Here is a 21,318-nt window from a genome sequence, read left to right as displayed (position 1 = left end):
CTATGGAATACCCGCAGGTCACACCTTTTCCGTCAGGATTTCTCTGGGGTGCCTCGACCTCGGCCTATCAGGTCGAAGGGGCATGGAATGAAGAGGGAAAAGGCCCCTCGGTCATAGACAAGGCGGTTTTCAACGCCGAACTGAGTGACTTCAAGGTCACAAGCGATCACTATCATCACCTTGAGCAGGACGTTGCGCTGTTTGCCGAACTCGGCCTCAAAACCTACCGTTTTTCACTTTCGTGGGCACGTCTCTTTCCGCAGGGCACGGGGGAACTCAACCTGGCAGGCGCGGCGTTTTATGACCGGTTGATCACACTTCTGGTGCAGTATCACATCGAACCGCTGGTTACGCTGTATCACTTTGACCTGCCGTGGGCGTTGCAGGAGAAGGGCGGCTGGTCGGATCCCGCCACAATCGATGCCTTCGAGCGGTATGCGCGCATGGCCTTCGAGCGCTATGGCGATCGGGTGAAATACTGGCTGACCATCAATGAACAAAATATGATGATCCTCAAGGGCGAGGTGATAGGTACCTTGCCGCCGGGCACGCCAGATCCGCAAAAGGCCCTGTATCAGCAGAATCACCACATGATGCTGGCACAGGCCAGAGCGATGATTGCCTGTCATCAGATGCTGCCCACGGCTAAAATCGGTCCGGCACCCAATATTTCCTGCGTGTATCCGGCAAGTGCGCGTCCCGAAGACGTGCTGGCGGCCAATAATTTTTCCGCCATTCGCAACTGGCTTTATCTCGACCTCGCCTGTTATGGCACCTACAACGCCGTCGCCTGGAGTTTCATGCGTGAAAAGGGTTATCTGCCTACCGTCACCGAGCAGGAAATGGCGCTGCTGCGCGCGGGTAAACCCGACTTTATCGCCTTTAACTATTATGCCTCGGCGACGGTAGGAGCAGAACAGTCCGCCCATGCCCGTGAGCAGGGTGAACCGACGCGGGCGGTGGATCAGCAACTGGCCGGCATCGACACCCGCGTTTATGCCGGAATGAACAATCCCTTCCTGAAACGTAATCAATTCAACTGGTATATCGACCCCGTCGGTTTTCGCATTACGGCGCGAGAAATCTATGAACGCTACCGTTTGCCACTTATTGTTACGGAAAACGGGTTGGGCGCCTTCGATACCCTCGAGGCGGGCAATAAAGTCTATGACGATTACCGCATAGCGTATCTGCGCCAGCATCTCGAGCAACTGCAACTCGCCATCAGCGATGGCGTCGAGGTGTTTGGCTACTGCCCGTGGTCGGCTATCGATCTGGTGAGTACCCATCAGGGAATCGGCAAGCGTTATGGCTTTATTTACGTCAATCGCGACGAAAAAGACTTAAAGGATCTGGCACGCTACAAGAAAAAGAGCTTCGCGTGGTATCAGCAGGTGATTGCCAGCGGAGGTCAAAACCTGAATCCGCAGATTGAATACTGATTTTTTCTGATTTATTCATGATTTTTTCTTAAGGAACACGTAATGACATCCAGACAGTTACCCGAGGATTTTTTATGGGGCGGCGCGGTGGCCGCGCATCAGGTTGAAGGCGGTTGGGATCAGGGCGGCAAGGGGCCAAGCATTGTCGATGTGCTTACCGCAGGGGCGCACGGCGTGGCGCGTGAAATTACGGACGGCGTGCAGGCTGGCCAGCGCTATCCCAATCATGAAGCCGTCGAGTTTTATTCCCATTTCAAGGAGGATATCGCGCTGTTTGCCGAAATGGGGTTCAAATGCTTCAGAACCTCGATTGCCTGGTCGAGAATCTTTCCCAATGGCGACGAGACGCAGCCCAACGAAGCCGGACTGCAATTTTATGACGACATGTTCGACGAGCTGCTAAAACACAACATCGAGCCGGTTATCACGCTGTCGCACTTTGAAATGCCGCATCATCTGGTCAGGGAATATGGCGGCTGGCTCAATCGTAACGTGGTGGATTTCTTTGTGCGCTTTAGCGACGTTGTGATGACGCGCTACCAGAAGAAAGTCAAATACTGGATGACATTCAACGAGATAAATAATCAGCGCAACTGGAAGATCCCGCTGTTTGGTTATTCCTGCTCGGGCGTGGTGTTTCTTGAACAACCTCATCCGGAGCAGGCTATGTATCAGGTGCTGCACCACCAGTTTGTCGCCAGCGCCAAGGTGGTAAAACGGGGGCACGCGATCAATCCCGATTTCAAGATTGGCTGCATGTTGGCGATGGTGCCTATCTATCCGTGGTCCTGCGACCCCGAAGACGTCATGTTTGCGCAGGAGCAGATGCGTCAGCGCTATCTGTTTGGCGATGTGCAGATGCGCGGCTATTACCCGAGCTACATTCTGAAAGAGTGGGAAAACAAGGGCTACAGGATAGACATGCAGGACGACGATGCAGCCACGCTGCGTGAGGGCTGCACCGACTATCTCGGCTTTAGCTACTACATGAGCAATGCGGTGCAGGCCGCGGCGCGCGAGGAGCAGGGCGGGATCGAATCCGTTGAAGGCAGCAGGCGCAACCCGCACGTCGCCGCGTCCGAATGGGGCTGGCAGATAGACCCGGTCGGGCTGCGCTACACCCTGAATGCACTCTATGAACGGTATCAGAAACCGCTGTTTATTGTTGAAAACGGCTTTGGCGCTGTGGATACGCCGCTGGCGGACGGCACGATTCATGACGATTACCGCATCGACTATTTACGTGCGCATATCGAGCAGATGAAGAAAGCGGTGATTGACGACGGGGTCGACCTGATGGGCTATACGCCGTGGGGCTGCATTGACTGCGTGTCTTACACCACCGGGCAATACAGTAAGCGCTACGGATTCATCTACGTCGATAAACACGACGACAACAGCGGAAGCCTGCAGCGCTCGAAGAAGAAAAGCTTTAACTGGTACAAACGGGTTATCGCAAGCCGTGGAGGAGAACTTTAGGCGGCATTCTCCTCCGATAAGGGCGAATTGGCGGCAGCTAACTGCTGCGTTTCAACCAGCTGCTGGCCACTTCCGTGAGTGAAAAGGCCGATGACTTCTTCTGCGACAGCTCCGGCTCTTGCAGTGGTGTGGCTTTTTCGGCCGCGCCACTCATCAGCATCTTCATTTGTTGCGCAGTGCTGTCCCACGATGTCAGACTCACAATCTGCTTCATTCGCTGCACCATGCGGGCCGTCTGGGCATCGGTCAAGGCCAGCGCCCGCTCGCAGTGGGCGATGAAACTGCCGGCATCTTTGCCGATAAACACGACATCCCCGTAGGGTTCCGCCACATCCTTGATAGGCGTGCTGACCACCGGGAGCGCTGCTGCCATGTACTCCAGCACCTTGGTCGGGCTGATAAACTGGGTGGACTCGTTAAGCATAAACGGCATCAGGCAGACATCCCATCCGGCGAGAAACTGCGGCAGCGCCTGATAAGGTTGCTGACCCAGATAATGAATATTGTTTCGCACCGGCAAACTGGCGGGATCGATTTTCACGACAGGGCCGACGCAGACTATCTGCCATTCGGGATGTGCATCGGCCAGTTGCGCCAGCAAGGCGGTGTCCATACGCTCGTCGATTACGCCATAGTAACCCAGGCGCGGATGCGAGATATTTTCCTGCAACGGATGTTCATTGGTTCGGTCCAGCGCCTGCTCGAAGTGGACGACATCGACGCTGCTCGGGAAGCAGTAAACCGAAGGGTGGCGGTCTTTCTTGGCGGCATACAGGCTGGGACCGCCGGTAAACACCAGCGAGGCGCGTTTCAGCAGCGCAGATTCCCGCTGAAGCAGTTGACGCGGTGCATTGGCAAAGGCCGCCAGTTCGTCCATACAGTCATAAATGACCGCAGAGGCATTGAAATTGGCGAGCAGCGGAAGCGCCATCGGCGTATAGAACCACACCAGTGGCTGTTCGTCTTCGTGACAAAGTTGCTCCATCAACGGGGTCAACTGAACCAGCTGATCGTCATGGAAACCCGGTTGCTGGATACTGGTATGAGGCCGCGCGACGGTCACATTGGCGGCCGGATACGAGAAATGGAAAGCGGCCTCGCCGGGTTGATAGACCGGCTCCTCAACAAAGATAATCTGATATTCTCGGGCGAGACGGGTCAGCAAATGCTGAGGGCGCTGAAAAACAAAGTCCCAGCGCAGATGAGAGAAAACAATTAATTTCTGGACGGTCATAGGCTTATCCTCGTCGCTATTCCGTTTATCTAGCTGGTCAACAAATTGACGCAGCGACGCTTGTGCTTCCTTGATGGCTACCGCATAAGGCGGGTTGATAACTCTGAGGTAATTTTCAGAGGTGTACTCGGGGACATCCCATAAACCACTCTGGTGCCACCTGTTATTGTCTTCCCAATCCGGCCTGTCGATGATGGGATAAAGACAGACGCCGGTAATCTTGATGCCGTTAAGCAGGGCCTGGGCGATTTCACCCGCAATATGCTGAATCCACGCGCCTCTGCCGCTGCCCACATGGCTGGTTTCGGCGAGCAGAATAGGGCGGCCATAGCGCTGGTGGAGCTTGTGCAGCATCTGATGCAGCGGCGCACGGCGGGCGTCGCCGAGATGCCACCACAGTTTGCGATGGGTCATCATCTCCCACTGGTTATCGTGGTAATAGTTCGCGCCGATAAGGTCGAGATAGCGCATTGCGCCGCCCAGTTCGGGTTCAAGCCTGCCGCAGAGCATGTCCCAGGCCTGATATTGCGCAAGGGAATGCTGTTCCGCTTCATGCTGCAACGCCTCGCCACCCGGCGGCGGCACAATGTTGATAATGGGATCGCAGTGCAGCATGCGCGCCCGCGGGTCGGCGTGCCAGATGGCGTCGCACCCCGCAATGGCGGCGCGCACCAGTTGGCGCTTGCTCTCTACGCCCGCCTCGTGGCTGGGTTCGCGTGACGAGGGAAAAATCCTACCGAAATTGCCCAGCTGGTAAACGAAATCTCGTTAACGGGCGAATAAACGGGCGGTGAATCGAAAAAGGGGGCCAGATAGGTGGCGAGCACGCCGCAAAAACGGGCAAAGCGCGGGACAAAATCTGCCGCAAAGATATCGGTATCTTCAGGCCAGCCGTAATGGGAAATCGTCCAGCAGATTTGAATGCCGGCTTTTTTAGCCGCCAGCATTCGGGTATAAACCGAGCTGAAATCATAGCCTTCGGGGCGGTCACAAAGCCGCCAGCCCACACTTTCACGTACCGTTTTAATGCCGAATTCTTTTAAAGCGGTGTAATCTTCAAATACTTTTTGCAAATGACCGTTGGATTCATTCATGGAAAGTGGAACGTGTTGTCTTGTTATATAATCTGCGCCTTCAAATCCTCCCTGCCAAAATGATGCAAACTCGGTCATATATTTTCTGCTCCGCTGAAACTCAATTTTTATTAACAGCCACGCTCTGCCACGCCATTAAATTGGCAGGCATTAATTCGGGGGCGTAGTGAAAAGGGTACCGCTTAATAATAGCCTATAGAATTTATTACGCCTGAAATTTAATTTTACTTAAAAAATACCCGCGCGATTTATTAAGCCTGCTTATCTTTATTATGATTATTCTCATTAATATCTATGGTTGCTTGTAAATGACAATATATAGGCTAGCTGAGGTCTTTAATTTAAAGGGCAAAAATAAAGCATTATATTTCAAGGCGAGGAGACGTTTTTTTCCAGCTATTTTGATTCCGTTAACATCCGTAAGTGTCGCATGCCGATTTAGCGCGCGTAATGTCCATAGGCTATGATGCCTTTATAACAATCTTGCCAACCTGTAGACTGGCAAAGACAACGTGCCGAGGAGATATTATGGATAATCAAGACACTACCCACTACCTGAACGCTTCCGAGGCCATAGATAGCCTCGAGAGTCTTTACGAAGCGTCACTCGTTGCCTTGCGCGAAGCGATTGGTGAATACATCGAAAACGGCACACTGCCCGACCTGCGTGCCCGCGCCGACGGACTCTTTGCCTATCCGCAACTTGAAGTCAGTTGGGACGGCAGCGCGCAAACCCCTTATCGCACCCGCGCCTATGGCCGCTTTGCCCATCCCGGAAAATATGTCAGCACCATAACGCGTCCTTCGCTGTTCCGTCATTACCTGATGAGCCAGTTGACCATTCTGGAAAAAGACTACGGCGCGTCCTTTATCGTTAGCCCATCGCAGCAGGAAATGCCGTATCCGTTTGTGATTGACGGCTCGGATCTGGTGCTGGACCGCTCCATGACCGCCGGTCTGGCGATGCATTTCCCGACTACCGATTTGGCAAAAATCGTCGATGACGTTACCGACGGCGTACAGACCAACGTCGACAGTTTTCCGCTTTCCCATTTCGATGCCCTGCGCACCGACTTTTCGCTGGCCCGCCTGAAACACTACACGGGCACGCCACCGGAACATTTTCAGCCGTATGTGCTGTTTACCAACTACACCCGCTATGTCGACGAATTTGTCAGCTGGGCCTGCGAGCAAATCCTCGACCCGTCGTCACCGTATCAGGCGCTGTCCTGTGCAGGCGGAAACTACTTCACCGCCGAAGACAGCGATCCGACCCGGACTGCCTCCGACCTGGCCTGGAAAAAACACCAGATGCCGGCCTATCATCTGATTGCCGACAACGGGCAGGGGATTACGCTTGTCAACATCGGCGTGGGACCGTCGAATGCCAAAACCATCTGTGATCACCTTGCCGTGCTGCGCCCGCATGCCTGGCTGATGATTGGTCACTGCGGCGGCCTGCGCGAAAGCCAGACTATCGGCGATTATGTGCTGGCCCATGCCTATCTGCGCGACGACCACGTGCTGGATGCCGTTCTGCCGCCGGATATTCCTATCCCGAGCATCGCCGAGGTACAGCGTGCGCTGTATGACGCCACCAAACTGGTGAGCAACATGCCGGGCGAAGAGGTCAAGCAGCGCCTGCGTACCGGAACGGTGGTGACAACCGACGATCGCAACTGGGAACTGCGTTTCTCCGCTTCCGCCCGTCGTTTCAGTTTGAGCCGCGCGGTCGCGGTCGACATGGAAAGCGCGACAATCGCCGCACAGGGTTATCGATTCCGCGTGCCTTACGGCACACTGCTTTGCGTGTCCGACAAACCGCTGCACGGCGAAATTAAGCTGCCCGGACAGGCGAACCATTTCTACGAGGGCGCTATCTCCGAGCACTTGCAGATTGGCATTCAGGCCATCGATCTGCTGCGTGCAGAAGGAGACAAACTGCACTCGCGCAAATTGCGGACCTTCGACGAACCGCCTTTCCGCTAGAATGAAAGGTTATGGGTTATACACTTTTTAACCCGATGGCGGGGGCAGCACAACGGCTTCCCGCCATGTCTTACTTCTTGTACCTTGTTGTCCTGTCTGCCTTTTTCCCGCGCTCAACCCTTATGCTGAATTCTTTAGAACAAAATTGGATAAGCTTATCTATTTTTAGCAGTTGTAAGGGTTGAGCCGTCCATTGAAAATAAATAATCTGCATTTTTTTTGTATTTTCACCAGGAAAAAGGTTTAGAAATGAAGTTATTAAACATGCTGCTTCCGCTCGTGATTGCCGGAAGTGTACAGAGCGTCTGGGCCGCCGATCAGAATGTCCCATTTTCACCCTCATTCCATGTCTCTGCTGATAATGCATTAAAGAGCAAAGTACCGGCCGACATTCTCAAACGCGGTTACATCATCGCCGGGACCAACCCGAACCACGCCGCCGACCACGTTCTATAAAGAAGATAACAAGACGCTGGCCGGCCGTGAGATAGACATCATGAGCGCCGTATCGGAAAGACTGGGCGTGCCGGTGCAATGGCGTGATACCGGTGGCTTCGACAACATTATTCCGGGCCTGAAATCCGGCCGTTATGACGTGGCGCTCTCCAATATCAATGCTACGAAGGCGCGTCTGAGCCAGGTCGATTTTATCGGCTATTTCGATGCGTCGCGTCTTGGCATTATCTCGCGCAAAGATGCGAACATCGCGCCGTTTACCTCGCTGCAGGATGTCTGCGGCAAGCAGGTGGGTGCCGGTGCGGGCACAACCCAGCTTCTGCGTCTTGACGAAGCCAGCAAGAAATGTGTTGCCGACGGCAAGCCCGCTATCAACATAGCGACTTTCCCGGATCGTCCTGCGGGCGTTCAGGCCGTAGTCAGCGGTCGTGCAGCAATGTTCTTTGGTCCGTATGAAGGCCTGACCTATCAGGTCAGCAAAGTGCCGGTATTGACCATGAGCGGCCAGATTACCGTCAACGACGCCCCGGTTTCCATTGCCTTCCCGAAAGAGTCTCCGCTCGAAGATGCCGTGCAGGCCGCGTTGAACTCGCTTATCAAGGACGGCAGCTACCAGAAGATTCTGGACAAGTGGAATATCGGCTACGGCGCGATGAAAGAAGCAAAACGTAACGAAGAGATTTTTTAATGCCTAAAGCCATACCTGAATCGCAGGACGCGCTACGCATTGTCGGTAAAAAGTACTACGGGCGCTGGTTCAGCGCCTTTATCGTTTTATTGATTTTGCTGGCGGTCGGAAACTCGGTTATCAATAATCCGCGCTTTGAATGGCATGTCATTGCCGAAAACTTCACGGAAGCCTCGATTTTGCAGGGCGTTGTGATGACACTGCAACTGACGGCCATTTCCGTGATCCTCGGCTTTGCGGGGGGACCGTGCTGGCGCTGATGCGTCTGTCCTCCAACCCGGTGCTGTCGGCGGTGAGCTGGGCCTATACCTGGTTCTTCCGCGGCGTGCCGATGCTGGTGCAGTTGTTCCTGTGGTACAACGTCGCGGCGCTGTATCCGAAAATTACGCTGTCGCTGCCGTTTGTGGGCGAACTGTGGACGGCCAATGCCAACTCGCTGATAAGTCCATTCAGTGCGGCGGTGATTGCTCTGGTGATGCACCAGTCTGCCTATGCCGCCGAAATCGTGCGCGCAGGTATTCAGAGCGTCAATCAGGGGCAACTCGAAGCGGCCAAAGCCCTCGGCTATCGCCCGGCGCAGATTTTCCGCCATACCATCTTGCCGCAGGCGATGCGCGCTATCCTGCCTCCTGCGGGCAATGAAGTGATCGGTCAGCTGAAAACCACCGCCGTCGTGTCGGTTATCGCGCTACAGGATGTGCTCTATTCGGCGCAGATAATCTATCAGCGCACCTATGAGGTCATTCCGCTGCTGCTGGTGGCGACACTCTGGTATTTGCTGATGACCTCCGTGCTGTCGGTCGGCCAGTATTACATCGAACGCTACTTCGGGCGCGGCACCGTGCGCAACGAGAAACGGTCGTGGATCAAACGTAAAGCGCCTGCTCTGGCGGTCAACAAAGAGGAGGTGGGCAGCAATGGCTGAGTCTATCGAGTTACGCAATATCACCAAGCGCTTCTCCGGCAACACTATTCTAGATGGCATCGATCTGGATATCGCCGCCGGTTCCGTGACCGTGATTCTGGGGCCGTCTGGCTCCGGTAAATCCACGCTGCTGCGCTGCATCAACCATCTCGAAAAACTGGACGGCGGCACCATTCGCATCGGCGAGAGTCTGGTCGGCTATCGTCAGAAAGGCCACGCGCTCCACGAATTGAACAGTAAGCAGGTTGCCGCGCAGCGCGCTAAAATCGGCATGGTGTTTCAGCAGTTCAACCTGTTTCCGCACCGTACCGTGCTGCAAAACATCATCGATGCGCCGGTGCGCGTGAAGAAACAGTCCCGTCAGCAGGCGATTGAAAAAGCGCGCTCGCTGCTTCAGCAGGTCGGCCTGGCCTCGCGGGAAAATGACTGGCCTGCGCAACTTTCCGGCGGACAGCAGCAGCGCGTGGCGATTGCCCGTGCGCTGGCGATGGATCCGGGGGTCATGCTGTTTGACGAACCCACTTCGGCACTTGATCCTGAATTGGTGGGAGAAGTGTTGCAGGTTATCAAAAAGCTGGCACACTCGGGAATTACGATGGTTATCGTGACCCACGAGGTCGGCTTCGCCCGTGAAGTGGCGGATAACGTTGTCTTTATGGAAGAGGGCAAAATCGTGGCGGCCGGACCGACGCAATCCGTGCTCGACGATACAGAAAACATCCGCGTACGCGAATTCTTGTCAACGGTGCTGTAGAGGGGAATTTCACTCTCCCTGTCCGTTGTTGGCCCCCTTAAGCCAGGACAACCCGCAATAATGACAACCCAATCCAAGACTCACAGCTCCCATTGGGGAGCTTTTACCGCCGTGCTGCACGACGACAAGCTGGCGGTCACGCCTTACTCCGGCGATCCCGATCCTAGTCCTCTTCTGCAAAACTTCGAAAACGTGCTGAATCACAAGGTGCGTATCGCCACGCCGATGGTGCGACGCGGCTGGCTGGAAAACGGCCCCGGCCCTGACTCGCGTCGCGGCGCGGATGAATACATTGCCATCAGCTGGGAAGAAGCCTACGCGCTGGCGTCCGGCGAACTGTCGCGCGTGGCGAAAGCGTACGGCCCGCAGTCCGTCTTTGGCGGATCTTATGGCTGGTCGAGCGCAGGGCGCTTCCATCACGCCCAGAGTCAGGTTCACCGTTTCCTGAATACCACGATTGGCGGTTACGTCCGTTCGGTCAATAGCTACAGTTCGGGCGCAGCGTCGGTGATTCTGCCGCACATTGTCGGCGACATGAACGAAATTGCCCGTCGCGGCGTGAGCTGGGAAGAGATCTCGGAGCACACTGAAGTCATGCTGTCGTTCGGCGGACTGGCGCTGAAAAATTCGCAGGTCGCAAGCGGCGGACTGAGTGAACATACCGAACGCGGTTTTATCGACAAGGCGGCGAAACGCGGCACCCGATTTATCTCTGTCAGTCCGCTTGAAAGCGATATGCCGGATGAAGCGCAGGGCGAGTGGCTGGCTGTCCGGCCGGGCACCGATGCTGCGCTCATTCTTGCCTTGCTGCACGTGTTGAAGGCCAATGGCTGGACCGATGAAGATTTCCTGGCTCGTTACTGTGTGGGCTGGGACAAACTCGTCGCCTATATCAATGGCGAAGAAGACGGTGAAGTGCGCGACGCCCGCTGGGCCGCCGAGATTTGCGGTATCGAGGCCGCGCGTATCGAGCAGCTCGCGAGCGACCTGGTCGGCAAGCGGGTCATGATTTCTGTGGCCCATGCGCTGCAACGTGCCGAGCACGGGGAACAGCCCGTGTGGCTGGGTCTGGTGCTGTCGGCCGCGCTGGGGCAGCCGGGTCTGCCGGGCGGCGGTTACGGCTACGCGCTAGGTGCGCTTGGCCATTATGGCAAGCATCACAATCAGGTGTCATTCCCGGCGCTGCCGCAAGGTCAAAACGGCGTCAAAGACTTTATTCCGGTGGCGCGTATTGCCGACATGCTGCTAAATCCCGGACAACCCTTCCGCTATAACGGCCAGACGCTGCATTATCCTGACATCAAACTCGCGTGGTGGGCGGGCGGCAATCCGTTCCATCATCATCAGGATCTGGCCCGTTTGCGCAAGGCCTTCAATCAGCTGGATACGCTGATTGTGCACGAGATTGCCTGGACTGCCACCGCGCGCCATGCCGATATCGTGCTGCCTGCCACCATGACGCTCGAACGCGAAGACGTGGGCGGCGCGCCGACGGACCGCAATCTGTTTGCCATGCAGCCTGTTGCCAAACCTTTTGGCGAGGCGAAGGACGACTACAGCATCTTTGCCGAGCTGGCCAGACGTCTGGGCCGCGAAGAAGCCTTTACCGAAGGCCGCACCGCCCGCCAGTGGCTCGAGCATCTTTACGGGCAGATGCAGGTCAAATGCCGGCAGCAGAATATCGAGGTGCCGGACTTCGACCGCTTCTGGGAGCAGGGGCATCTTCAGCTGCCGCAGTTGAAAGACGGCGGGCGCTTGCTGCGCAACCTGCGTCTTGATCCGGACAAGCATCCTCTACCGACGCCAAGCGGCAAGATTGAAATCTTCTCGCAGACCATTGCCGATTTCGGCGATGCGGATTGTCCGGGGCATCCGGTCTGGTTGGCCCCGACTCAGGTTCCCGACGCGGCAACACCGCTTTATCTGATTGCCAATCAACCGGCGACAAAACTGCACAGCCAACTCGATTACGGCAAGCACAGTGTCAGTGAAAAAGTGGATGGCCGTGAAGTCTGCCGTATTCATCCCGATGATGCGAAACGTCGCGGCATTCAGCCAGGTGATACGGTTGAAATCCGCAACGTACGCGGCAGCGTGCTGGCGAGTGTCGATATCAGTGAAAGGATTATGCCCGGTGTAATTCAGTTGCCGACCGGCGCCTGGTACGATCCGGTTGACCCGCAGGCCGCACAGCCGCTGTGTCGTCACGGCAATCCAAACGTATTGACGCTGGATGTCGGCACCTCTTCGCTGGCGCAGGGATGCTGCGGGCAGATAACCACGGTGGAGATTGCCCGCTATACGCAGACGGCTCCGCAGGTGCAAGCCTTTGAGCCGCCGGTAGTGCTTTACCGCTAGGTATAATTGAACGATGTCAGCCGTTTTGCCAGTTCCGGCAGGGCGGTTGGCGTCGTTAATCGACATAACTCTTCAATCTCGTCCCACGTTTTTTCCGAATGCTGCGACAGACAACCCTGTAGTTTCAGACGCTGATCGACACCCATCGCTACACTTTGACTACGCGTGACACGCGAAACCCATTGCTCACCATTTTTACGTGACAACGTCACCTGATGGAAGCGTTGGGTCGGGTCTATTTCGTCGGGCGGCGCGGTCATATCGGGCTTACGGGTAACCTTGCGCGCCAACGCCATAATTTTGTCATCTACCGGCGCATCATCAAAATCTTCAAGGCTTAGACGATTGTGAAGCAGCACGGCGGCAATCACATACTCGAGGCTAAAACGGGCTTCGATACCGGTCTGTGGATTGCGCACCGACGCGGCAATATCTCCGCCCGGCGGGAAGGAAACCTCGATGGCGTGCACGTCTTCGGCAATCTCGCCAAGGGGCTTGCCGCTCTCGGCCAGCCAGCGACTGCGCAGGTTGAAAGCGGCATCGGCGGCGCTGTGGGTACCGGCGCAGGTCGGGTAAGGCTTGAATTCCAGCCCCGGCGCAATAATCCGCCACGGTGCGGCCCAGTCTTCAATCAGCTTGTCGGGTTGCTGCTGACCACCGCCGTTGCTGGCGAGAAACGCCTCCAGGACTCCAGCGCCTTTGCCGTCAAAACCTGCGAGCACCAGTCTGGCGGCCACCACGGCGGCCTCGGCGGCAAAACCGGCATGAAGAGGTTTCACGGCGGAGCCAAACTGGGCGCGCAATCCGCTGGCACGGGTCGCGGCAATGCCCAGAATCACCGCCGTTTGTGAAACATCCGCCTCGAGGTATCGGGCAACGGCCGCAGCGGCGGCTAGTGTGCCAAGCGTGGCGGTGCTGTGAAAACCGGCTTTGTAATGCTGGGGTCCGGCGGCCAACCCGACTCTGCCGGCCACTTCGACGCCAATGACGTAGGCATCCAGAAAACGCGTGTTGTCGGCGGGCGAGACGTCGCGAACCAGTGCAAACAAGGCGGGCAGGATGACCGCGGTCGGGTGACCGCGAAAACTCTGGTGAAAATCGTCATAATCCAGCGCATGACCCGCATAGCCGAGCAGCAGGGCGCGGGTTTGCACATCGTTGGCGGTATACACGCCAAGCAGACTGTTCAACGCAGGGTCTTTGATATCGCCATTAACTATTGGCAGGGCGACCGACACATAGTCAAGAATGCCTGCGCGGGCTTTTTCATGCGCCTCGGCAGAGGGCGCAGAGTCGACAATCAGGGCGGCAAGCCGATGCGTGATATCCATCAACTTTTCTCCTCAAGCAGGTAGTCAAAACCCTCCTGACGACAGAGGTCACGTAACTGGGTCAACAGCGCCGGTGGCAGCGGAATGCCCTCCAGGCTGCGTTGACGATGGCACTGATTTTCAGGCTCGCCGGCCACTAGAACCGGCGCAGACTCCTCGCTCGGCGGCGTGGCGTGCAGCGTATCGATGATTTCATCGAGGCTTGTCTCAAAGCCCTGTTCACCGCGAAACGCCTTGGGATCGAGGGCCAGGAAAAAGTGGCCGATATTGGGCATTCCGCCTTCCTGACGTGTGGCACCAAAGGCCGCATCGGCCAGCGGGCCTGACAGAATCTGCGCCATCATCGCCAATCCATAGCCCTTGTGACCGCCGTTCTCCTGCTGCCCGCCCAGCGGCGTCAATCCGCCTGCAAACTGCTGAAAGACGAAATCCATACCGCGCTGGCTGTCAGTGACGGTGTCACCTTTGTCGTCCACCACCCAACCGGCAGGCAGCGGCTTGTTGTGGAAGTCGTAGACCTTGACCTTGTTGGCCGCGACGGTCGTTGTCGCCATATCCAGTACAAAATCGTCGTTCTTGGCGGCGGGCGCGGCGAAGGCAATGGGATTGGTGCCGAGTACCGGCCACTGCGCACCGGTCGGCACCAGCAGACGGCCGCGCGTGGTGCTGGTGACAAGCGCTATCATGCCCTGTCGGGCAGCATGGCGGGCATAGAGTCCGGCTGCGCCAAAGTGGTTTGAATTGCGCACGACAACCGCGCCCATACCCAGCGTCCTGGCTTTACCCACCGCCGTTTCCATGGCGAGCATCGACGTCGCGTGACCCAGCGAATGACAGCCATCGATAACGGCCGTCACCGGCGTTTCGCCTACGATTTTGGCACGGGCATGCGGATGCCACATCTCGGCCTTCAGCAACTTGTAATAGTGCGGCAGCATCGAGATGCCGTGCGAATCGATGCCGAGCAGGTCGGTTTCAACCATCAACTCGGCAGTCTGTTCGGCCATATCGTCTGCCATGCCCCAGCCTTTGAGGATGATTTCTGCCTGCTGGCGCAGCAGCGCGGCCTGATAGGTGGCCGACGCGCTCATCGCAGTTTCTCGAGCGCAGCCACCGCCAGACGTTGCAGATAATCGGCGGTCGGGAACAGCGCGCGGTCATCGACACGGAAGGCCGGATGGTGCAGCGCATAGGGGCCGCCGGAACCAATCATGACAAAGGCACCCGGAATTTTTTGCTGGTAGAAGGCAAAGTCTTCGCCTATCGGGCTGGCTTCAACGGTCAGCGCTTCGAAACCTGCGGCGGGGGCCTGCTCGAGTGCGAAATCCACCCAGGCGGCGTCGTTCACCACAGAAGGCGGGCCGGGCTGCCAGTTAAGTTCGATTTGCGCATCGAAAGCCGTGGCAATCCCCTGCAGCAACTGGCGCAGGCGGCGTTCGATAAGCTCGCGGGTATCCTGATTAAAGGTGCGCACGGTGCCTTCGAGCCAGGCCTGATCGGGGATAACATTCCAGGTCGAGCCGCTATGAACCTGGGTAATCGAGACCACGGCGGTATGGTCGGCAGGCACGTTGCGGCTCAGCAGCGTTTGTACCGCGCCAATCACCTGACCCAGAATAATGATAGGGTCATTGCCGTCATGCGGACGCGCGGCATGGCTGCCCGTGCCCGAAATGGTGATGTCGAAACGGTCGACGCCCGCCGTCAACGCGCCCGCTTTGCTGCCGAGCACGCCAACCGGCAGCGTAGGGTCGTTGTGGATACCGAAAATCACGGCCGCGTCATCCAGCGCGCCGGTAGCCAGCAAGGCCGGTGCACCCTGACCCGTCTCTTCGGCAGCCTGGAATAGAATACGCACCCGGCCCGGCAGGGTGTCTTCACGCTTTTTCAGCAAAATAGCCGCGCCCAGTGCCGCCGACGTGTGGAAGTCGTGGCCGCAGGCGTGCATGACGCCCGGATTCTGCGACACATAGTCTACGCCGGACTGCTCGTCGATAGGCAGCGCATCGATATCGGAGCGCAGCACCACCAGATTTTTGGCGTTGGCGTCGCCCGGTTCGGCGACCAGACCGGTCGCCAGCGGTAAATCCAGCACGCGAATGTCATGCTGCGCCAGCACCGCCCTGATACGCGCCGTGGTTTCAAACTCCTGATTCGACAACTCGGGGAAACGGTGCATCTCGAGACGAAAAGCCTGAATAAACTGGGCGAGATCCTGGTGTTGCGGAAGAATGTTCATCAATAGGGTTCCTTGGGTCAGGCCTGCAAGATGCAGGATTAACGCTGGGGTTGACGCGCCAGCCAGCGTTGATGGGCAGACGGGTCGAGGATTTTTTCATATAAAGGGTGATATGCCCTTTGCCGAGGTCGGATTCATGCATCGGTTCAAAGCCGCGCTTTTGATACATCTCTTTCAACCACGGATGGCGGGTGGCGGTGCCGAGCGAAACGGCAGGGGCCTTGAGCTGCTTAAGCAGAATTTCCTGCTCTACCCAGTCCTGAATTTTTTTGCCCCAGCCATGACCGCTGTAATCGGGATGAGCACCAAACCAGCCGATGTGCGGCAGGCCGAAGGGACCGGGTAAAGGCCCCCACGGGTAACGCAGAGTCAGCGAAGAGACCATGACGTCGTCGACCAGCAGCGCGTATACGCCGTGCTCGCTCAGATGGCGGGTGACACGAGCCAAATCGGCCGTCGCCGCGTCAAAATGGATGCCCAGCTCGCGGATGGGCGCATAGGCGGCCAGCATGAGGTCGAGGTAAGCGTGGTTATCTTCGGGGGTTAATTGCCTGAACACTAACGTCATGAGTATCTCTTTTTCCGCGGTGAAAGTAGGACAGTTTATTATTGGTTTTCATCATTATCTTTTCTTTGAGCGGTTATTCATAGCAAGCTTTGTTATTTGCTTATCTAAAAAACGCATAAGTAATTGCGAATTATGGAATAGTAATGCCACTCTCTGTTATTGCTTATTTCATAAATTCTCGTAGCATTATTCCCAACAGAATCAAGGTGATAAAACGTAGGTTATCCCATTACTGCGACCCTCGCGAAACTTGCTGAATATCAATGAGATAGGCGGGTTTTTTCATTTGGCCGAAACAGACGCCGTTTGCTGACGCCACACACAAATGAACAGGTTATCGACGTGCTTGCAATCAAATCCCCCCAGACTTATTACCATCAACCGGGTATTCGCGCCAACACCGGTGAATATATCGCTCCGCTTTCAAAACATATCGCGATTATCACGACGCCGAAGGCATGGAAAGCCGTTAATCCCGAACTTGAAACCAGCCTGCAACAGCACGGTATCGAGTACAACGTCGATTTTCTGGCCGGAGAGTGCACCGAAGCGGCGATTGCCGAGCACACGGCTACGGTAAATGCGCAGGGTGCGACGCTGGTGCTGGGCATCGGCGGCGGTCGGGTGCTGGATACGGCAAAGGGCGTGGGCAATCGCCTCGAAGGCGTTGCTATCGTCACTTTCCCGACAGTCGCGGCTACCTGCGCGGCCTGGTCGCCGATCACCATTATCTATAATGCGGCTGGCGGCCACGAGAGCAGCCAGCCGCTGACCAAAATGCCGGCGCTGGTGCTGGTCGACAGCGAAATCATTGCCCGCAGCGACGCGCGTTTCCTGAAGGCGGGCATCGTCGATGCGCTGGCGAAATGGTATGAATTCCGCCCCTATCAGCAAAAGATTCGCGACAGTCTGGCGCTGAATCTCAAAGTGCAGGCCGCGCGTTTCGCCGTGGATACCTTTATCGAGTTTGGTCAGCAGGCTGTCGAAGACAATCAGCAGCAGAAAGTCACCCCCGCACTTATCAAGGTCATCGACGCCAATATCGCCGTGGCAGGCATGGCGAACAGCATGCGCGACGACTTCCCTGCGCCCGGCGTGGCCCATGCGCTGCATAACCGCATGACGCATCAGCCGGAACTGCATGACTGGCTGCATGGGGAAAAAGTAGGTTACGGGTTGCTGCTGCAATCGATTCTTGAAAACAACGGCGGCGAGCCAGAAGCGGAACTGCTGGCACTGTTAAAACAGTTTGGTGCGCCGCTGCAACTCCCCCACTGTCTGGAAATCGCGAAGAGACCCTGCAAACGATGGCGCAGGAAGTGAAATTCTCGGCGCAAAACAAGGCACGGCTGCCGTTTACGCTGTCGCCTGCCACAATTCTACAGGCGCTGAAGGCGACCGAACGCGCGGATTAACCGCGGCACACGCTGAAAGTGCGACGCACAAAACTATTCCAAGGCGGTGAGTACGACAGAAGACATCACCGCCACTATGCTTATCGTTAACACATTTTCGACAACTTTATAAATACTAAGGATTACCATGACCAGGTCCTCAACACCTTCCCGCCAAATGCGCCTCGGCCTGTTTGTTCAACCGCTTGGCCACCACGTCAGCGGCTGGCGTCTGACGGAGCGTCTTGGCTCGCCCACCGATATCGACTGGCTTATCAGCATTGCGAAAAAGGCCGAAGAAGGCACCTTCGACATGTTCTTCGTGGGCGATGCGCTGGCGACCAACGTACACCGTCTGCCGTCAACCATGGCGCGCCTCGAGCCGCTGACACTGCTTTCGGCCGTTGCCGTGAACACCAAATACATAGGTCTGGCGGCCACTGCCTCGACCACGTTCAGCGACCCGTTCACTCTGGCGCGCAGCTTCTCGTCACTGGACCACATCAGCCGTGGCCGTGCCGCCTGGAACGTGGTGACCTCCTACTCCAACGACGTCGCGCGTAATTTCAGCAAGGAAGACATGCCGGGGCACGCCGACCGCTACGCCAAGGCGACCGAATTCCTCGACGTCGCCAACAAGCTGTGGGAAGGCTGGCAGGAAGGCGCGGTGATCGCCGACAAAGCGAGCGGACAATATTTTGTCGATGGCAAAATCAACGCCATCGATCACCGTGGCGAGCACTATCAGGTGCAAGGTCCGTTGAACATTACCCGCTCGCCGCAGGGCAAGCCTGTCATTATCGAAGCCGGTTCATCCGCCGATGGTCAGAAGCTGGCAGCGGCCACCGCCGAAGTGGTGTTTACCGCCTCGGCAAGTCTGGAAGAGGGGCAGGCCTTCTACCGTTCACAGAAGCAGCAGGTTGTCGAAGCCGGTCGTAATCCGGATCACCTGCTGATTTTACCGGGCGTTATGCCGATTGTGGGCCGCACGCGTGAAGAAGCCAAAGAGACCTGGCGTCAGCTGAACCTGCTGGTGGATATCGACAACGGCATCAAGCAGCTCTCGGCCCGCTTTGATCTTGACATGACGCAGTTCCCGCTGGACGGGCCGGTGCCGGAAATTCCTGCGGTGCAGGGCAACCAGAGCCGCGTCAAGCTGCTGACCGATCTTGCCGAGCGCGAAAACCTGACGCTGCGCGAGCTGGCGGCCATCGCTGCGGGCTCTCGCGGACACCGCGTCATTGTCGGCACCGCCGAAGATATCGCCGACGATCTGCAACAGTGGCACGAGCAGCAGGGCGCAGACGGTTTCAACATCATGCCGGCCATCATTCCCGAGCAGCTCGACCTGTTCGTTGAGCTGGTTATTCCCGAGTTGAGAAAACGTGGCCTGTTCCGCGACCGCTACGCCTTCTCTACGCTGCGCGAAAACCTCGGCCTGCCGGTGGTTGAACACGCGTAACGGAGCACATTCGCATGACTGATGTAAAAGGGGCGATTCGCCTGTCAGAACGCGTGCAGCGCGTTTCGATGTCGCCGAACGCGGCGGCAAAGCAGTTGACCAACAGCCTCAAGGAGGCGGGCGTCGATATTGTGGATTTGACCACCGGCGAACCCGATTTCGACACGCCGGAGCACATCAAGCAGGCGGCCTATGCCGCCATTGAACGCGGTGAAACCAAATACACGCCGACGCCGGGCATCAAGCCGCTGCGTCAGGCGGTGCAACGCAAACTGCTGCGTGAAAACGGCCTGAATTTTGACGCCGATGCTATCGTGATTGCCAACGGGGCGAAGCAGATTATCTTCAACGCTTTTGCAGCAACCTTGAACGAGGGCGATGAAGTGCTGGTGCCGGTGCCTTACTGGCCGACTTTCCCGGACAGCGTGCGGTTTAACGGTGGCACGCCTGTGTTCCTGAATTGCCCGCTCGATCAGCACTACAAGGTGACGCCAGCCCAGCTCGAGCAGGCGATCACCGACAAAACCCGCTGGCTCATCCTGAACAATCCGGGCAATCCAAGCGGGGCGGTTTACAGCGCAGGCGAACTCACGGCGCTGGCCGATGTACTGCGCCGCTATCCGCAGGTATTGCTGATGCTCGACGAACTCTATGAACACGTGCTGTTCGATGGCCGCGAGCATGTCAGTCTGCTGAACGTGGCAGAAGACTTGCGTGACAGAACGCTGCTGGTTGGCGGGGTGTCGAAAACCTATGCCATGACCGGCTGGCGCATCGGCTATGGCGCAGGACCCAAAACCCTCACTAACGCCATGGCGGTGGTGCAGTCGCAAAACAGTTCGGGGGCATCGTCGGTCAGTCAGGCCGCGGCTGTTGCCGCGTTCGACGGCGGTCTGGAATTCATCAAACCTCAGGTGGCCGCGTATCAGGCGCGCCGTGACGTGCTGGTCGACAGGCTCGACAAGGTCAACGGCCTGCAACTTCTACGCCCGGAGGGCGCATTCTTCGTCTTTATCCACTGTGCAGGATTGCTGGGACGGCAACGTGCCGACGGCAGACGCATCGAGTCGGAAGAGGACGTCGTAAACTTCATGCTGGAAAACGGCGTGTCGGGCGTGGCGGGCAGCGCCTTTGGCCTGTCGCCGTATTTTCGCCTGTCGATAGCCACCGATTTCGAGACGGTCGACGAGGCAGGAAAACGCATCGAGGCCGCCTGTAATTCACTAAATTAAGCGAAATTATAGTGTGATGTTCGTCACACTATAATGATATGTAACAAGATGCTAACACATAAGCCCTTGTTGTTTACGGCGTTAATTATTTGTTATCAAATGGCTAACACCTATAACATGCAAGGGCTTTTCCAATGTTATCCAGAAGACAACTCCTTAAGTCCGGAGCTTATCTCACGGGTTTTGCCGCACTGAATCCCCTCATTTCCTGGGCTGTGCCTCCGGCGCAATCCAGCGATACTGCGTCGTTTTATCACCTCTCGCTGCTGCTGACCGGCCGCCGGGAATTAAGCCAGGTTGTTTCGCAACGCGCGCTTAACTGTCTGAGCGAAGAAGACAGCCAGTTTCCAGGGCAGCTTCGGCAGTTGATGCAGGCTATCGCGGCGGCAGGCATTACCCACGCCGATCAACTCAACGGGCACAGCATCATGACCCAGGATAGTACCGGTGCCACGGTGAAGAAAATCGTTTCGGCCTGGTATCTCGGCTATACAGGGACGCCCGTTTCCCTGCGCGCGGTCGACAACACCCGTTTTGTCACTTACACCGATGCGCTGGCCTATGCCCCGACAATGGATGCCACCGTGATCCCGACCTATTCGCGTGGCCATACCAATTACTGGACTCAACCGCCAGCAACAATAAAAAACGATTAATTCTTTCTCTTTTGATG

13 protein-coding genes and 4 pseudogenes are annotated in these 21,318 nt (G+C 56.8%); 11 read left to right on the top strand and 6 right to left on the bottom strand.

Annotated elements, in window-relative coordinates; genetic code table 11:
• The first annotated feature begins 2 nt into the window (after positions 1-2).
• Both O1V66_RS07325 and O1V66_RS07320 read left to right on the top strand, forming a co-directional pair.
• Positions 3-1,442 (top strand): glycoside hydrolase family 1 protein, encoded by a 1,440-nt coding sequence (locus tag O1V66_RS07325; protein WP_045047812.1) that lies wholly within the window; start codon positions 3-5, stop codon positions 1,440-1,442.
• A gap of 42 nt (positions 1,443-1,484) precedes the next feature.
• Complete coding sequence (locus O1V66_RS07320) at positions 1,485-2,921, top strand: 6-phospho-beta-glucosidase (RefSeq protein WP_045047813.1); 1,437 nt, start codon at positions 1,485-1,487, stop codon at positions 2,919-2,921.
• Positions 2,922-2,958: 37 nt separating this feature from the next.
• Here the strand turns inward: O1V66_RS07320 and O1V66_RS07315 are convergent, their stop codons facing one another.
• Both O1V66_RS07315 and O1V66_RS07310 read right to left on the bottom strand, forming a co-directional pair.
• Positions 2,959-4,827: a glycosyltransferase gene (locus O1V66_RS07315; RefSeq protein ID WP_269128237.1), complete on the bottom strand. Its 1,869-nt coding sequence runs from the start codon at positions 4,825-4,827 to the stop codon at positions 2,959-2,961.
• Positions 4,828-4,844: 17 nt separating this feature from the next.
• Positions 4,845-5,327, bottom strand: coding sequence for a hypothetical protein (locus tag O1V66_RS07310; protein WP_269128236.1), 483 nt, complete (start codon positions 5,325-5,327; stop codon positions 4,845-4,847).
• A gap of 450 nt (positions 5,328-5,777) precedes the next feature.
• Here O1V66_RS07310 and O1V66_RS07305 point away from each other — a divergent pair, with 450 nt between their 5' ends.
• From O1V66_RS07305 to O1V66_RS07285, 5 genes and pseudogenes are all read left to right on the top strand, one after another.
• Positions 5,778-7,238 (top strand): AMP nucleosidase, encoded by a 1,461-nt coding sequence (locus tag O1V66_RS07305; protein WP_045047814.1) that lies wholly within the window; start codon positions 5,778-5,780, stop codon positions 7,236-7,238.
• A gap of 249 nt (positions 7,239-7,487) precedes the next feature.
• Positions 7,488-8,382: pseudogene (locus tag O1V66_RS07300) on the top strand (ABC transporter substrate-binding protein).
• A pseudogene (locus O1V66_RS07295) lies at positions 8,382-9,307 on the top strand (amino acid ABC transporter permease). Before O1V66_RS07300 ends, O1V66_RS07295 begins: the two co-directional pseudogenes overlap by 1 nt.
• Positions 9,300-10,061 (top strand): amino acid ABC transporter ATP-binding protein, encoded by a 762-nt coding sequence (locus tag O1V66_RS07290; protein ID WP_045047817.1) that lies wholly within the window; start codon positions 9,300-9,302, stop codon positions 10,059-10,061. The pseudogene O1V66_RS07295 and the gene O1V66_RS07290 overlap by 8 nt, the downstream one beginning before the upstream one ends.
• Before the next feature lie 60 nt (positions 10,062-10,121).
• On the top strand, positions 10,122-12,419 hold the full coding sequence (locus tag O1V66_RS07285) for a molybdopterin-dependent oxidoreductase (protein ID WP_045047818.1): 2,298 nt from the start codon (positions 10,122-10,124) through the stop codon (positions 12,417-12,419).
• On the opposite strand, the gene O1V66_RS07280 is transcribed toward O1V66_RS07285, so the two are convergent.
• From O1V66_RS07280 to O1V66_RS07265, 4 genes and pseudogenes are all read right to left on the bottom strand, one after another.
• On the bottom strand, positions 12,416-13,750 hold the full coding sequence (locus O1V66_RS07280) for an MmgE/PrpD family protein (protein ID WP_045047819.1): 1,335 nt from the start codon (positions 13,748-13,750) through the stop codon (positions 12,416-12,418). The two genes, O1V66_RS07285 and O1V66_RS07280, sit on opposite strands and share 4 nt — an antisense overlap.
• Positions 13,750-14,841, bottom strand: a complete 1,092-nt coding sequence (locus O1V66_RS07275; RefSeq protein WP_045047820.1) for an Ldh family oxidoreductase — start codon at positions 14,839-14,841, stop codon at positions 13,750-13,752. The genes O1V66_RS07280 and O1V66_RS07275 overlap by 1 nt, the downstream gene beginning before the upstream one ends.
• A complete protein-coding gene (locus O1V66_RS07270; RefSeq protein ID WP_269128235.1) occupies positions 14,838-15,989 on the bottom strand; it encodes an amidohydrolase in 1,152 nt (383 codons plus the stop codon). Before O1V66_RS07270 ends, O1V66_RS07275 begins: the two co-directional genes overlap by 4 nt.
• A 38-nt stretch (positions 15,990-16,027) precedes the next feature.
• Positions 16,028-16,557 (bottom strand): annotated as a pseudogene (locus tag O1V66_RS07265) (GNAT family N-acetyltransferase).
• A gap of 342 nt (positions 16,558-16,899) precedes the next feature.
• Between O1V66_RS07265 and O1V66_RS07260 the strand changes: the two are divergent.
• The 4 genes and pseudogenes from O1V66_RS07260 to O1V66_RS07245 all read left to right on the top strand — a co-directional run bounded on the left by O1V66_RS07260 (position 16,900) and on the right by O1V66_RS07245 (position 21,301).
• Positions 16,900-17,972 (top strand): annotated as a pseudogene (locus O1V66_RS07260) (iron-containing alcohol dehydrogenase family protein).
• 127 nt (positions 17,973-18,099) lie between these two features.
• Positions 18,100-19,413 carry an LLM class flavin-dependent oxidoreductase gene (locus O1V66_RS07255; protein ID WP_045047823.1) on the top strand — a complete coding sequence of 438 codons (1,314 nt, stop codon included), beginning with the start codon at positions 18,100-18,102 and terminating at the stop codon, positions 19,411-19,413.
• A gap of 14 nt (positions 19,414-19,427) precedes the next feature.
• A complete protein-coding gene (locus O1V66_RS07250) occupies positions 19,428-20,645 on the top strand; it encodes an aminotransferase class I/II-fold pyridoxal phosphate-dependent enzyme (RefSeq protein WP_045047824.1) in 1,218 nt (405 codons plus the stop codon).
• 134 nt (positions 20,646-20,779) lie between these two features.
• Positions 20,780-21,301, top strand: a complete 522-nt coding sequence (locus tag O1V66_RS07245; protein WP_045047825.1) for a sugar dehydrogenase complex small subunit — start codon at positions 20,780-20,782, stop codon at positions 21,299-21,301.
• Positions 21,302-21,318 lie beyond the last annotated feature (17 nt).

Source organism: Rouxiella chamberiensis (genome assembly GCF_026967475.1).
GTDB lineage: Bacteria > Pseudomonadota > Gammaproteobacteria > Enterobacterales > Enterobacteriaceae > Rouxiella > Rouxiella chamberiensis.
This window is presented reverse-complemented; position numbering and strand designations above follow the sequence as displayed.